This is a genomic window from Flavobacterium sp. NKUCC04_CG (assembly GCF_019345525.1).
Classification (GTDB): Bacteria; Bacteroidota; Bacteroidia; order Flavobacteriales; family Flavobacteriaceae; genus Flavobacterium.
In genome coordinates this window covers 95,993-111,403 of record NZ_JAHKRA010000012.1, presented here as the reverse complement: position 1 = coordinate 111,403, position 15,411 = coordinate 95,993, and the positions used below count along the sequence as shown (strand labels likewise).

Annotated in this window: 11 protein-coding genes; 5 read left to right on the top strand and 6 right to left on the bottom strand. The window is 37.6% G+C overall.

Annotated features, from left to right (window positions below; genetic code table 11):
- Positions 1-240: 240 nt before the first annotated feature.
- Complete coding sequence (locus KO524_RS10900; protein ID WP_219293940.1) at positions 241-1,128, top strand: hypothetical protein; 888 nt, start codon at positions 241-243, stop codon at positions 1,126-1,128.
- A gap of 171 nt (positions 1,129-1,299) precedes the next feature.
- Here the strand turns inward: KO524_RS10900 and KO524_RS10895 are convergent, their stop codons facing one another.
- Positions 1,300-2,823, bottom strand: a complete 1,524-nt coding sequence (locus KO524_RS10895; RefSeq protein ID WP_255555241.1) for a RagB/SusD family nutrient uptake outer membrane protein — start codon at positions 2,821-2,823, stop codon at positions 1,300-1,302.
- Between the two features lie 94 nt (positions 2,824-2,917).
- Complete coding sequence (locus KO524_RS10890) at positions 2,918-6,016, bottom strand: TonB-dependent receptor (RefSeq protein ID WP_219293938.1); 3,099 nt, start codon at positions 6,014-6,016, stop codon at positions 2,918-2,920.
- A gap of 571 nt (positions 6,017-6,587) precedes the next feature.
- On the opposite strand from KO524_RS10890, the gene KO524_RS10885 reads away from it, so the two are divergent.
- Positions 6,588-6,947 (top strand): hypothetical protein, encoded by a 360-nt coding sequence (locus KO524_RS10885; RefSeq protein WP_219293936.1) that lies wholly within the window; start codon positions 6,588-6,590, stop codon positions 6,945-6,947.
- Positions 6,948-7,042: 95 nt separating this feature from the next.
- Here KO524_RS10885 and KO524_RS10880 read toward each other — a convergent pair whose 3' ends face one another.
- Positions 7,043-9,445 carry a TonB-dependent receptor gene (locus tag KO524_RS10880; RefSeq protein WP_219293934.1) on the bottom strand — a complete coding sequence of 801 codons (2,403 nt, stop codon included), beginning with the start codon at positions 9,443-9,445 and terminating at the stop codon, positions 7,043-7,045.
- A 265-nt stretch (positions 9,446-9,710) separates the two neighbouring features.
- On the bottom strand, positions 9,711-10,385 hold the full coding sequence (locus tag KO524_RS10875) for a YiiX family permuted papain-like enzyme (protein WP_219293932.1): 675 nt from the start codon (positions 10,383-10,385) through the stop codon (positions 9,711-9,713).
- A gap of 423 nt (positions 10,386-10,808) precedes the next feature.
- On the opposite strand from KO524_RS10875, the gene KO524_RS10870 reads away from it, so the two are divergent.
- From KO524_RS10870 to KO524_RS10860, 3 genes are all read left to right on the top strand, one after another.
- Positions 10,809-11,375, top strand: a complete 567-nt coding sequence (locus KO524_RS10870) for a DUF6642 family protein (RefSeq protein WP_219293930.1) — start codon at positions 10,809-10,811, stop codon at positions 11,373-11,375.
- 303 nt (positions 11,376-11,678) lie between these two features.
- Positions 11,679-13,121, top strand: coding sequence for a glycosyltransferase (locus tag KO524_RS10865; protein ID WP_219293961.1), 1,443 nt, complete (start codon positions 11,679-11,681; stop codon positions 13,119-13,121).
- 403 nt (positions 13,122-13,524) lie between these two features.
- Positions 13,525-13,923, top strand: a complete 399-nt coding sequence (locus KO524_RS10860) for a DUF1090 domain-containing protein (protein WP_219293928.1) — start codon at positions 13,525-13,527, stop codon at positions 13,921-13,923.
- A 94-nt stretch (positions 13,924-14,017) separates the two neighbouring features.
- On the opposite strand, the gene KO524_RS10855 is transcribed toward KO524_RS10860, so the two are convergent.
- Both KO524_RS10855 and KO524_RS10850 read right to left on the bottom strand, forming a co-directional pair.
- Positions 14,018-14,482, bottom strand: a complete 465-nt coding sequence (locus tag KO524_RS10855; RefSeq protein WP_219293926.1) for an SRPBCC family protein — start codon at positions 14,480-14,482, stop codon at positions 14,018-14,020.
- A gap of 135 nt (positions 14,483-14,617) precedes the next feature.
- Positions 14,618-15,352, bottom strand: coding sequence for a metalloregulator ArsR/SmtB family transcription factor (locus KO524_RS10850; protein WP_255555239.1), 735 nt, complete (start codon positions 15,350-15,352; stop codon positions 14,618-14,620).
- Positions 15,353-15,411 lie beyond the last annotated feature (59 nt).

Sequence of the window (15,411 nt, the reverse complement as noted above, 5' to 3'; positions counted from 1 at the left end):
ATCTGCGTATCTGCGTATCTGCGTATCTGCGTATCTGCGTATCTGCGTATCTGCGTATCTGCGTATCTGCGTATCTGCGTATCTGCGTATCTGCGTATCTGCCCATCAGCCCATCAGCCCATCAGCGTATCAGTTTGTATGTTCCATATATTTTGCTAGTTTTACATTAAAAAAGGAGTAAAATCGTTTTTTTATACAAAAAACCCCTTTGTATGGTTTTCCAAAACTAAAATATATAATATGAAACTACTCCACTTGTTTTTTCTACTATGCAGCACGGCCTGCCTGTCGCAAGAAAATAAAATTTTTGAGCGGTTAACTGCCCTCAATAACGACGGTACAAAATGGTATAACATTGATGGATATACCGTTACCAGCGAGTATTTCACCTATCCTTTTGATGAGAAAGGCCTGAAAAAAGTGTTTAAAAAATACCGAATTGCAAAAAGTGATCTCAAAGTTAAAGACGGCGATATACCGTTTAACAACTTTTGTATATCCAAAAAACAGAAGGTAACCGATAAAAGCGTTCAAACAGATAATTACTATTTTGTCGAAAACCTCAACAAAACCATTACTGTAATCTGGTTTATAAAAAACGGAACTACCGACCGCGAAACGGAATTAGAATTGCTAAATGCAATTATTAAAGCAGAAGTACCCGAACAAAATTTTGTTTCGATGCCTGCGACAACACTTAATTTTACCGGACGAGAAATCAATCTTGACTCGCGTTGTTATTGGACTTATATAAATACAGTGCAATGCCCGTATTTAGGAGAGATGAATTGGAGCATTCACAGAACCCTCGCAGACGCTAAAGAATCCGTTGAGAACCAGCTGTCCCTTACGAAAACGAGAAAAAATGGAAAAGTGATATCAGAAGAATTAGTAGATATTGAGTTTGAAGGTGTTCCAACAAAAGCGAAAAAAGTGATGTATGATTTCACAGGTATATCGGCTGCTATAGTAGGTATGACCGGAGGTAAAAATTTGACCATTTATTATGTCGCTGAAGTGGTGAATTCTAAAAACATCAGTTGTGTTTTGAGTTTTTGGAATAATGCAGTAATAAACCCAGAAACCAATCTTACGCCGCTTTTAGAACAATATATGGTTTTAAAATAAGCTGTTTTTGTACAATTTGTAGTAACATAGCTCGTAGCCTGATACTGGTACGAACAATCATTCGAAATCAATACAATACATGTTGGCAGAAGCAAACATCAAATACCCCATTTGCTTTTACAAAAAAAGGCCGCTTAACTAAGCGGCCTCTTTCATACTAACTAATCAACTTTATCTTTTTGCTATTTCACTATATAAGTCGGTGTTTTCCAATTCCTCCGAGTTCGGAATTCTGTATAGGTAATATTTACTATTAGGTACAAAATTACTTTGATCAGGGAATACAAATATGCGATGCCCTTGTGGGGTTAAAGCAACGGTTTGCGGTTTTCCTTCTGCATCGGTATAAGTATAGTCGATTTTTGGATTTTGAGGATATTCTTTACGAACTACCGTTTGTTGGTTTCTAACGATATCCGTTAAACTAAAGCCTTCTCCAAAAAGTTCTTTACGACGCTCCAACCAAATGGCATCAATTAAATCTTGACCGCTTAATCCCTGTGCAGTAACCGCTCCACGTGCGGTTTTTAGTTGGTTTAATACATCCAAAGCATCTCCCTCACCCAATCGAGCCTTAGCTTCCGCATTGATCAAATACATTTCTGCCGTACGCATCAAAACAATATCGGCTATACCACCCGGTTTAAACTTGAATTTGGCTACACGCATCCATACAAAGGCTTCTTTCTTCGGGTCTTTTCCAGGATCCGTTGCCCAGTTGATAATTTTTTTACGGTAGTCGGAATCGTCAAATAAGGTTCTGAAATATGGATCGGCATTAAAACTATAGTAATAACTCTCTTCTGTAGTCGTGTCCAAAAAGTGAAATTGGTAACTCGCATCACTCTGCGCCGTGGTTTGAGGATGGCCCCAAATCCATTCTCTATTTTGTATGTCGTTAAAGCCCGCTTTGTACTCGGTTTCGCTCATCAAATAGTGCTCTGTTGCCAATAATTGATCGGAATAGGTTTTGGCCTTCTGCCAATCTCTAGCATATAAAGTAGCTCTAGATAATAATCCCAACACCACTTGTTTATTGATTTTATATTTGGAAGAACGCTGGTAGTTTTCTGGAATTAATTGCAATGCCTGCTCCAAATCGCCAATCGATTGCACATATACCTGACTAACCGTAGCAGCCGGTCTGCCTATAGTGTTCTCATTTGATGGCTCGGTGTAAATAGGTACCGCCAAAGCATTGGGGTCTTTGTCTATGGCAAAGGAATAGCTCGAAGCCAAATGCAAATACATAAAACCACGTAAGGCAAAAGCCTGTGCTTTGATTCTGCTTTTGTCGGTTTCCGATCCGATAGCGTAGTCGATGTTTTTAATAACGGCATTCATGTTATTGATGGTTTTATATGCCAATACCCAACTCAAACTGTTGGTATTTCCCTTAGCATATAAGGCCGAAAAAGCATAGTGCGAACTGAACCCGTAACGGGTGTTCAGTACCACATCTGATCCCATAGCATCATTAGCTCTTAACATGGCTCCATAACCCGGATTAGCAAAGGTGTTAAAAGTTTCCATCAAGTAACTCCACGAGCCGGTCAATACTTTATCGGCATCTGTAGTGGTTTTAAATACTTCAGCAGCATCCACCGCTGTAGTCGGATCCGTGTCTAACTCACAAGACACCACCAAAAAAGAGGTGAGCAATACGAGTAGTCCGTGTTTATATATTTTTTTCATCAGTGACTATTTTATGTTTGTAATTCGCTGTACAGCCTTGTGATGTTTTATGTCTTACATACAAGGCCGGTCTGAATTGTTGGTTTATGGTTTGTTATAGTTTTACGTTGACTCCAAAGGAAATGGTTTTCATCGATGGGTATCTGTAATAGGTAGTTCCATCGAGGTTTTGCTCCGGATCCAAACCTTGTTCTTTGGTAAATGTCAATAGGTTCTCCGCTTGCAGATAAACACTCACACGCTCTAGTTTTACTTTTTGCATCCAGTTTTGAGGCAAGTTATAAGATAAGGTGACCGTTTTAAGTTTTAAAAACGATCGATCTACCAAGAAACGATCGGATTGACTCAGCCAAGAACTCTTCGGATCGGTAGTCAAACGAGGCACATCAGTAATGGTGTTTTCCGGTGTCCAACGATCTAACATATCCGTACTCCAAGTTGTTCCCTCTGAACCCAAATGCTGCAAACTCTGTTTGTCACCATTGTATATTTTTCCACCGATTGAATAAGTAAACAAAGCGGATAATTCAAATCCCTTGTACGACAAATCCGATTGGAACCCACCCGAAACATCGGGTAAAGAGTTACCGCTTTTAACCTTGTCGGATTCTTTGGTAGAAGCATAGTCTTCCGTAATAACCTTAGTCCCATCTGCCTCATAACGATACCATTGTGCATTTCCGTTTTGTGGATTGACTCCCGCCCATTCCACTAGATAGAAATCGTACAAGGAACCGCCCTCAACCCATTTCTTAGCACCACTCCACATTTCTGCAGACGGCAAGGATACAATTTTGTTTTTGTAGGTGGTGGCATTTAACGAAAGTCTCCAGTTCCAATCCGGTGTGGCAATAGGAGTTCCTTCGATCGTAAATTCAAAACCGTAGTTTTTAATCGCCCCAATGTTTTGACTGGTTGACGAAAATCCGGTTGATGGCACCAACGATTTATTAAATAACAAGTCTTTCGATTTGCGTTCAAAATATTCTATGCTCCCCGTTAAACGGTTATTAAAGAATCCGTAATCCAAACCGATGTTTAGATTAAGATTGGTTTCCCAACTCAAGTTTGGCGTTGCCAAACGCGAAGCGATTAAACCGGATTCGCCCAAGTTATTTTGAATGGCATACAAGGCTTGGTAAGCATAATAACCGATGTTGTCGTTGCCCTGTGCTCCATAACTCATTTTTAGGGATAAGTTAGACAAACCGCGGTTGCGAAGGTTTTGAAGAAAGTCTTCTTCAATTACTCTCCACGAAGCCCCTACAGACCAGAAGGTTCCCCAACGGTTGTCTGGATGAAAACGAGACGAACCATCAGAACGAACCGATCCCGAAAGGAAGTATTTTTTGTCTAAGGCATATTCTACATTTCCGAAAAAACTCAACAGTTTGTATTCGTCACTATTACCCTGAAAAGCACTCAATACCGATGCCGCATCGGGTTCGTAAAAACCATCGGTAATCAATTTTTCACGAGTCCCCTCAAAGTTGGATGTATTAAAATGGTAGAATTCCTGACCCACCATTGCACTAATGCTGTTGCGGTCGTTGATGTCTAAATTGTAGTTTAAAACGTTGTTAAAGGTCATTCCTAAGGTACGTACATTAGATTTGGAAACACTTCCACCGTTTAACGCAGCTGGTCCGTAAGTTGGATTGATATAATTGTGTTCAAAACGACTGTTGTAATCGACGTTTAAAGAGGTTTTAAATTTTAAGTTATCCAAAAATTTCACCTCAGCAAAGGTTCTGATTGAAGCTGCATCGGTTTTGATTTCATTTTTATCATGTGGCATGGATCCCACCAAGTTGTATTTGGCATAAGATGTTGCTCTATAATTACCATAGTCAAAGATGCGCTCTCCAGTATTGGGATTGATTAAGTAATTTCCGTTTTCGAGATTGCGCTCGTATATCGGATAAAAAGACGGCACTCCACGGCTAAAACCAATGACATTGGAAATGGCCGAATCGTCTTGTTTGGGGTAGTTTTGTATCGAATGACTTCCTGATACATTTAAGCCTACTTGCAGCCAATCTTTAACATCTGAAGTGATATTGGCACGGAAATTATAACGTTTAAATCCCGACTCTATAACGGCTCCTTGGTCGTCTAGATAACCTCCAGAAATAAAGTATTTTGCATTTTCACTCCCCCCACTAACACGTAGATTAATTTCTTTGTAATGGGCACTTTGCGATAAGGCATCGCGCCAATCGTCGTTCCATAAAGGTTCTAAACCAGGGGTTAATTTACCGTCTAATCCTACGGGTTGTGGATTATTGGTTCCGTAAGGGTTTATTCCAATACGACCTACGATATTGTCCGTGGCATATTGAGCGGCCTGAGCGGGTGTAAATTGATTGTCTAAACGGCTGTTGCGCAAGGCTTCCCAATACAATTCAAAATATTGATTGGTGTTGAGCTGGTCGTAATCGCGACGCGCTAAACTGGAAAAACCGTATTTAGAGTTGATTTCGATACTGGTAGGACTGTTCTTACGCCCTTGTTTGGTGGTGACCATAATAACTCCATTGGCAGCTCTAGACCCGTATAAGGTGGCTGAGGCCGCGTCTTTTAAAACACTAATGGATTCAATATCCGATGCTGCAATCGAAGATAAGGTTCCATCATACGGCACACCATCTACTACATATAGTGGCGAACTCGACGCATTGACCGAACCGATACCTCGAATTCTAATTGTAGCCTCGGATCCGGGTTGACCACTAGCCGAAAAGGATTGCAAACCAGCAACGGTTCCTTGCAAAGCTTTGGTCACGTTACTCACCTGTGCTTTTTCAATGTTCGCACCACTTACTATACCAACCGATCCCGTGAAAGTCGATTTTTTAGCAGTTCCATAAGGAACGGTAATTAAAACTTCCCCCAGTTCTTCTGAGGTTGTTTTTAAAATAATATTAATCTGTTGTCGGTTTTTCACAGACTCGTTTACCATTTCATATCCTAAATAAGAATAAGTTAAAAGCCCTTGGGCATCTACCCGAATTTGATAATGTCCGTCTAAATCTGTCATGGTTGCCGTATCAGGCGAACCGGGTACGGTAATGGTTACTCCGGGAAGCGGCCCTTGATTGTCGCTAACGGTTCCGCTAACAACTAATTCTTGAGCGCGTAAACCATTTGAAAACAGCACGCTCAACAATAATAAGATATAAAGTTTGTTCATAAAAAACAGTTTATAACAATAGACATAGCCGTAAGCTTTATCTTTGCTAAGGTTAAAAAGCCCAATCAGGCATCGATAAAAATAAATAGTGATAAAACTCCCGTAGAATTACTTTCGGAGTATAGCGGGTTGTGCTATTGGCAACACAGGTATGGACAAGCCATCATAAGATTTTGACGCATTGATTTTACAGATGGTGTTTTTCCATCAAACTTTGAAGAAAGGACTGCTACACTCAAATCAATTGTACTCATAATTTCTGTACTTTAAATTATTGGCTCCGGCTTTTATTTCGCCTTTAAGAACTGTACAAATGTAGGGTTTCGCTTTTTTGAAAATATACCATAAATATGGTATATTTTGAGAAGTTGAAAAAAAGCTCTTGTTTGACTCCATTAATTTTGACCATTGGCCTAGCATTTCGATAATAAGTCTAGCGTTTTGATAGCTTTTTTATCGGTTAACAAAAAAAATAAAAAACCACATATACCTAATAAACAACTACTTAAGCACCTTCGTTTTAATATGGAACGAAATTGGTCTGTTGTCCTATGAACCAATAAATGTTTAAATGAATCAACTCGAAGTCGGTGATGAAATCACCAGCAATATTCCGGAATTAAAAAAAGAAATATCAAGAGCCATTCGCTTTAAAAACTCTTATGCCTTGATTCGTGTGATCACCAAATATACGCAGAAGATGGTGGAACAAAGGCGCGGTGAAATGGTAGATACCTGTTTGAAATTAGTAGGACGCTGTTATAGCCAAGGCGATGCAACAGTCAAAAATGCGATTGAAAATGTGTTTGTTTTTTCACTGGACAACATCCTCTTTTCCTATAATTATATGGAGCGAAAAAAAGTACTCCGTACTATACCTACTGGCTTGTATAAGGCTTATCTCAAGCAGGTTTACGCTTCTGGAGTTTAATCCCTTTCCGTCTTATTGATTGGTAAATCTAAGCACTAATCTCCATGCTTTACACTCCTCTTTTCAGCGCTCTTAAAAGCGCTGGGGAGGGGAAATTAATTAACTCTATTATTCTCTTCTTGATTTCCGAAATTTCGTTTGGCCACCTTTAATTTACTATTGCCAAATGTATAATTTACAGCTAGCCGAATGCTCTGAGAATCATAATAATTTCGGTAACTGATTTTCACCCCGTTTGTCTTACTTGTTGACAAACCACGTTGACTGCCCAATACATCATTTGCACTGAGATTTAGAGTTAATTTTTTGTCTAAAAAAATCATCTTAAACGCCAAATCTAAACTCGAACTTCCCGATTCGGTATAAAAAGAACTGACACCCGGGAAATCAATCCAATAGTTTACAGACATCAATAACGTTTTATTTTGGTTAAGTATCAAGTCATTATTGGAACTGAAGGCGGTTTTTGTTCCTTCATTCGTTTCGGCTGTCTGCGGAATCGATGATTTGGCATAGACATACGATACATCCACGGTATTCATACTATTCCACCACGACCAAGTATTGAATGTAAAGGTCTCCGTCAATCCAACGGCATATTCCTTAAGGTAGTTTAATGGAATAATCTGTGTGATATTCGTATTTAAATCAATGATGGACACCTGCTCAAAACCATCGGTTTGCTTGGATAGGTATAGGGAATTAATCCATTTGTCTTTATAGGTATATGAAAAGCTTAAATTGTCTCTTAAAGCCGGTTGCAGTATCGGATTTCCCTCAATATAAACAAAGGGATTTTCATTGATTCTAAATGGATTCAGTTGTTCATAATTTGGTCTGCGTACTCTTTTGCTGTAATCTAATGCCCAGCTGTTGTCTTCATTGGAATTATAAACGAGATAAAAAGTGGGGAACCATTTTATATAATCCTTTTTAGTGGTTTGATTGTAATTGAAAGAAACACCTTTGGTCTGGGTCGCTTCCAGTCGCAATCCCAATTGCGCCTCCCATTTGGGATTGATTTCTTTGTTTATTCCGAGATAAATGGCTTCATTGATTTCGGTATAATCAAAAGTGTTGGTTTGCGATAAATCTAAAATGGGCATACCGCTTTGTTTGTCGTAAAATGCCAATTCATTTTGAGTGGTGGTTTTCGAAAACTTCCCACCGAAAGTCCAATTGACCCAGTGGGTCGGCAACGCGATGTCTGTCTTAGCCGAGATGTTATTAAGTTTTTTGAGATTGGTATTTAATCCCGCAAAATAGGTGTTGGGAATGATTATTTGGTCAGCCCTCCATTGGTTTCCCATATAGTCTCTTTGATCACGACTTTGATATGTAAAATAATCCAAATCCATAGTTATCTCCCTACCAATCGTATCTATTTTGTAGGTATTATGCCAATTAAAGGAATTTAGATCGGGAGTAGTCCGAGACTCCGATAGCGATTTGATATAGGAATTGACCTTATCAAACTCATAGTCCGAACGCGTTGTTTGCGAATCCTCGTCAATATTCATTTTGTAAAAATTCCCCAAATAAAGCAAGCCGGTATTCCACTTAGGCGATAACTGATAGTCTATTCCCAATCTGGCACTAATATAATCTTGTTCTATTTTTCTGGGATTATTGGTTGACCAAAGTTCTTCTTCAAAGTAGGTTTTGCCCTGATCGACATTTCTTCTGGTAGCACTACCTCCATTGATCGCCGCCTGAATTGTAAAGTTGTTCTTGTTGTAATTAAAACTACCCTGTAACGAAGTACTCGGATAAAAACGCTGTAGGTATGCCGTTCCTATCAATGCATTCCAACTGTCCTTTTTTGCTGTTTTTAGTTTTATGTTGATCAATCCGCTATTGCCCTCTGCATCATATTTTGCAGGAGGTGTAGTGATCAGCTCAATACTTTTGATTTGATCCGAAGGAATGGTTTTTAGAAAATTGACTAAATCATCACCAGAAAGTTGAATCAAACGATCGTCGATCAGCACTGCCATACCGCTTTTACCAACCATAGTAATTTTTTCATTTTGAACTCGGATGCCCGGCGTGGCTCTTAGCGCATCTAAGGCATCTCCACCCGTTGCCATTATGGCATTTTCGACATGAAATACCATACGATCAACCTTGCGCTCGATTCGCTTTTTCTGCGCTTCCAATACAATCTCTCCCAATTGGGTATCGCCTATGATCTCAATAAGCCCCAAGTCAAAATCAGTATCGATTTTCAATTGTTTTTGATAAGCTATTTTACCGAAATATAAGACCTCCAAAATATAGCTTTCCGACCGTACATCCTCAAATACAAATTGCCCATTGAGCTGCGTATTAGTCTGTTTGACCACCGTAGAATCAGCCGTTTTCAAATAGAGCTCTGCCCACTCAATCGCTTGCTTATTCTGATCAATTAAACTGCCCGAAATGGTAAATTGCTGAGCCTGAATCGGTAAAACGACCGCTACTAGTAAAACTAAAAAATAATAAAACTCTTTACTCATATTTTCCTTTATAAGTTTAATAGGTATTGCTACCTATCACTGTAAAGGAATTTCATGCCAATAAAATATAAATGACTAATCAGCTCTTTTTTAAACTCTTATGTTTTGAATTCAATTGCTGTTGTTCGAATACGCACACTAAGTGTCCGTTTATACCCTACAGACGGCGTACAACAATCCTTAAAAACGAGATTGCTATAAAAAAGCTCGCCATCGCTTGACTACATAGATTACTAATACAAGATATACCTTGAAATATGATTAATTAACTAGACCAAACGGTTTGTAAGTTTTCGCTTTCAAATACATCTTGTGGTGCTATTACCGGTTCCTCAAAAGGGATGTCGTTTCCGTAGCGCTCTTTTAGTTTTTTTTGAACTTCGGGATGAGTCAAGTCAAAATCCCTTAATGTTTTAAGTTGTCCCAATTCGACCTGAGTGGTTTTTTGATACATTTTCCAAACCAATTCCGAACAATAAATTTTATCATCCGACCATTCAAAAGCCCAATCGTAGTCCTTTCCCTGCCAAGCTTCCCCAATGTTTTTTATCTTTTTTAAAACGGCAGATGTCAAAACTTCATCTGCATTTTTAAGGCGCTTGACTACAAAATGCTGCTCTTCTCCCCTAGCAATCCACTCCTTCAATGGGGTGCGCTGCACCTGATCACCAGCTTCAAAAACAAAATAATCCTCACCATCTAAAAAGATAATACCGCAATGAGAATACTTCGAATTGGTAGCTATTTGTATGGCTTTACTCTGTGAAGAGCGCGAAGTTTGAAAGATGACATCTCCATTTTTCCATTGCTCCCCGCTATGCATCTCTCGATTTGTTTGTTCTGTAGAGCTAACGTGGCTAAGGTTGTTTTTTGGCTTATCCTTGCAACTGCTCGCTATAACTACAAGTAGCAGTACAAACATTATATTAAATTTTTTCATCCTGATTGTTTTAATATTTATTTTAAAATACTTTATAAAAACCCATCTATTTGATTACAAATTTAATCAATATAACTCAGTATATACCTAAGATTATCAGCACACTACAACTTACAAACCGCATATCTCTTATTCTTTTTTTAGCGAATTGACGTTTTATATTGCTTATCGCTAACTAGAAAAGCTTATTGCTCCTTACAAATCAGGAATACGACTACTTTATTATAAATATTGCAGTCGAATAGAATTCAAAAAAAGCGATTAATATCCGTGTTTTTACTCCCATACCCTATCTGAATACGGTTATAATTTAGGAGTTACTTCTTCCAGAACCTCGAGCGATTGCCTCTTTTCAACGATCAACCATGCAGCGCAATTCCATAATTTTACAGTACTTTTGTGTGTAGAACGATAAAAGTAAACATGTATTTACCCAACGATAATTCCCATTTATTCTGTCTCGAAGCTGTGTCTGATGTTGAAAACGAAAGAGACAGTGCTGTATTTCCATTTTTGGAGCACCTGGCCTTGCGCTACGGTATTACCAATGTTTATAAATCTTGTGATAGCATTGAGGGATTTGAGGAGAGTTTAAATATTTTACTGTACGAAGATCGCAATTTTAAAGATTATGAAATTCTGTATTTTGTATTTGAAGGTAGTAGGAACAACATTGAAATAGACCGCTATAACTATTCACTTGAAGAAATCGCCGAGCTTTTCGAAGGCAAATTGACCGATAAAATCATCCATTTTGCCAATACTAAAACTTTGGATATAGACACCGAAACAGCCCAGTATTTTTTAAGTGTAACGGGAGCAAAAGCCCTATCTGGCTATACAAAGAAAGCTCCTATTTCGAGTGCTGTATTGGATTCTAGATTCTTTGGACTGTATCAGGATATAGATGATTTATCCGAATTAGTTGAGTTTTTATTTGATGAAAACTACAATTTGTGTACAAGCTTGGGTTTCGAGCTTCACTATTAACTTGGATTGAATATTGCCCATTTTGCTTATAATTAACTAATTCCCCAACCGCAATATGTAGTTCAATTCTACATTATGTAGTTCTGCACCTCTTCAAACCCCCTTTTGAGATCACAAAATGGCACGGCACAGTAATTGAATCTCATATTGTAATACCGTGACAAAAAGTTTTCTATTTTAACTACCTTAATTTTAGACATTGATTTAATCATATCAAATAATTAACTGTTGAATAAGGCAATAGATTCGTTTTTATCACACCAAGGTATTGGAAACAAAGTACAAACTCTAGGCCTTAAAACAATGAATAAAAACAATCCAAATAACTCCGGGACAGATACAGCTGTCATCTTTTCCGAGTTGCCACCAGTAACTCGAAATCAAACTAAGATCTTAAAAAAGGTAGTCGCTCCAAAGTTAAAGAGCCGAGATTATCTCATACTAATTGGTACTTTTATACTTTTATTTGGTGCTACCTTTTTAGTATTTGAATTGCAACCCAGTTTTCAGCAAATCCATTTAGAACGCATGCGAACAGCGTGGGGACCCGTTTTGATGACTTTAACCGCTACCTTACTCGCTTCACAGATTGCTTTTTTACTATATATCTTTTATCTATATCTTCGTTATAAAGCGGTTCCGTCTGTTTCGGACGACCTCTTACCTACCTGTACGATTATCGTACCGGCATATAACGAGGGGAAATTGGTTTTGGAAACCCTTAGAAGCTTAGCGGCTAGTAATTATCCACAAGACAAAATACAACTGATTTCCATTGATGATGGAAGTAAAGACGATACTTGGGAGTGGATGCAAAGAGCCAAAAGAGAGTTGGGCGATCGTGTAGCGATTTACCAACAACCAAAAAATTTGGGGAAAAGACATGCTTTATACCGTGGGTTTAAACTGGGCCAAGGCGACGTTTTTATAACGGTTGACAGTGACTCCATTGTAAAGGAAGATACCTTAAGAAATTTGGTTAGTCCTTTTGTTACTAATGAAAAATGTGGTGCCGTTGGTGGAAACGTTCGTGTTTTAAACAATAAAAAAGCTTTAATTCCAAGAATGTTAAATGTGAGTTTTGTATTTAGCTTCGAGTTTATCCGTTCGGCACAAAGTGTTTTGGGTACCGTTTTGTGTACTCCTGGAGCCTTAGCTGCCTATCGTAAAGAAGCGGTAATGAACTGTTTGGAAGATTGGATGAACCAAACTTTTATGGGACAACCAACCGACATTGGAGAAGATCGCGCCATGACTAATATGATTTTAAAACAAGGTTTTCACGTATTATTTCAACGCGATGCTTATGTATTGACCAATATACCCGAAAATTATACCAGTCTATACAAAATGTTTATTCGTTGGGAACGAAGCAATGTTCGTGAAAATATTATGATGAGTAAGTTTGCTTTTAAAAACTTTAGAAAAGGTCCAAAAACAGGTTCGAGAATTTTACTTATCAACCAATGGATTAAAGTGATTATGGCTTACCCGATGATTCTTTTGATGCTGTTTTTTGTTTTTACACATCCGATCTTGTTTTTGAGTTCTGCTTTATTAAGTATTTTTATATTCTCGAGCATTCAAGTGTTTTTCTACTCGAAACGCTATACAATCATCGAATCGTTTTGGGTATATCCCTATAGCATATTCTACACCTTTACGCTGTTTTGGATTACACCATATGCTATCGCAACCGCCAATAGAAGAGGTTGGTTAACGAGAGGCTTACCACAAAAAAAATAGCCTAACTTGTATTGATTTTAAAATAAAAGAATCCACTCTAAAATAGAAGAAGCTGTCTCAAGTATTTTGACAGCTTCTTTTTTCGTTTAAATACTTTTTTTAGTGAAAAAGACATTGCAATAGCTACTTCCGTTTTTTTCCGAAACCAATCGCTTAAAGACTATTGACTTACCAAATATTGATTTTTATCAAAACAAAGGAGTCAATAAGCCCCAATCGACCACAGTTAAATTGCCTATTTAAAACTAGCCAATAATACTAGATTTGGATTGCAAACAATGCTGGCATACTTTGTGCAATTAACAAATCATCATAAATTAAAATAGCGTTAATTATTAAAACAAACATCATAATTAACAAACATATTTTTATTTAAAACCATTATTTAACTAAAAAAAATATTATGATTTTACAGATGAGAACTTTATTACTATTATTTTTTGCCGTTAGTACAGCTGCCTTTGCTCAACAAGGAAACTGTCGTGAACTTCGGGGTTGCGAACGCAAATTATGCGAATTACAAACCCAATTAGAATATGCTAAGCAATATGGTAGAACGGATAAAATACGCGGTTTAGAAAAGGCTATACAAAGAGTTCAAACTAAGTGTGGTGCGGGATCTGTGGCTTATGCTCAAGATGTTGATCAAAAGATTTTAGAGAAGGAGAAAAAAGTAAGCGAACGAACATTTGAACTCAACGAAGCAATCCGAGAAAATCAGCATGCTGAAAAAATAGCGAAACGCAAAAGAAAACTCGAAGAAGCCAAGGCTGAACTCGAAGCGGTAAAAAATGCAAAATAATGACCTAATTTAAAAGTGTAGTGCAGGACTGTCCTTAGTTGGTCAGTCCTTTTTTTTTATTTTTATTGGGCTGGAAATCCAAAATAAGATGCTATTAACGAGTCGCTGCAAACAATTGATTTAATTTTATCCTTCTATAATCAAAAATATTTTCAATTTTCTTTTTTACTAACACCCGATGTGCGAAAGTCCCTAAAACACCAAACGGAAGTTCATAGTCGATTTGATCGGTCATTAAAACACCTGCAGCGTTAGGTTCAAAAATATGATGATGTGACCACAGTTTGTAAGGGCCTTTATTTTGAAAATCGGTAAAACTCTTTTCAAAATCAACCTGTATAATCTCGGTTTGCCACTTTAAAGGAATATGAAATAAGGGCGATACGGTATAATCAATTTTCATCCCCTCATAAATTTTATCATCTTCAAACTGAGATAATACCGTAAAATTCATATCGGGAGGCGTAATATCTGAAAGATTATTGGCAGATGAGAAAAAGGTCCAAGCCTCCGCAAGCGAACATGCCAATTGTTGGGTGGTTTTATAAGTATAAATCATCTTTTTATTTTTTAAAGATACCGTCTTTTTTGTAACGGCTACATTAATTTTAATAAAATTCTATTTTCGGTACCTATTTTTAACCTAAAACTTCAAAACGTCATCAATTTCATTAAATAACAAGCAGTTTGTCTTTTATAATACAGCAATTCGATAAGCACAACGTCGAGCGCCTGATATGATATGATCAACACGAGATATAGCTACCTCACTGCCTAAAACCGATTTAAAAATTTGTAATTCCGACGCACAAAACCCCTGACATATCGTAGCAGCAGCGCAGATGGGACAATGATTTTCAATCAATAAATACCCCTTTTCGTCCTTGGTGTATACTGCCATATATCCCTCTCTAGTTCTAATCGCTACCAAACAAGCTAATTTTGCTTCCAAATCTGTTAAGGAATCCATCTCTTCGTGGTATTTTTTCTTAGCTGTGGCTTCATTAATATTAATCACCGCTTGCATCGCCTCTTCTCCCATGGATTCTTTGATAATCGAAATCAACTTAACGGTTAATTCCGCATGCGTATCTGGAAATTTGCTATTGCCGTAATCCGAAATTCGAAAAAACTTTTGAGGACGCCCCACTCCTTTCGATTCCTTATCCACTTCAATCAGTCCCTCGTCCATAAACTTTACCAGCTGTAAACGAACCCCTTCTTTGGTGATTTTTAATTCATTAGCAATGTCGAGAGCCGTTAACGGTCCTCGCATTTTAAGTAACATTAAAATTCGGTTTGTTGTCATAAAATAATAAAACAAGTATTTGATTGTTTTATTATGTAAAAGTACTACTTTTGTACCACTTATCAAAATGGTGATTTCCAATGCTGCGTTTGCTGTTATCCCAATTGATATTCGTTTCATTGAGCATCGTAATAATTATATTTTATGTTTACCAAAAAAACCAAAATATACCGTTTAAG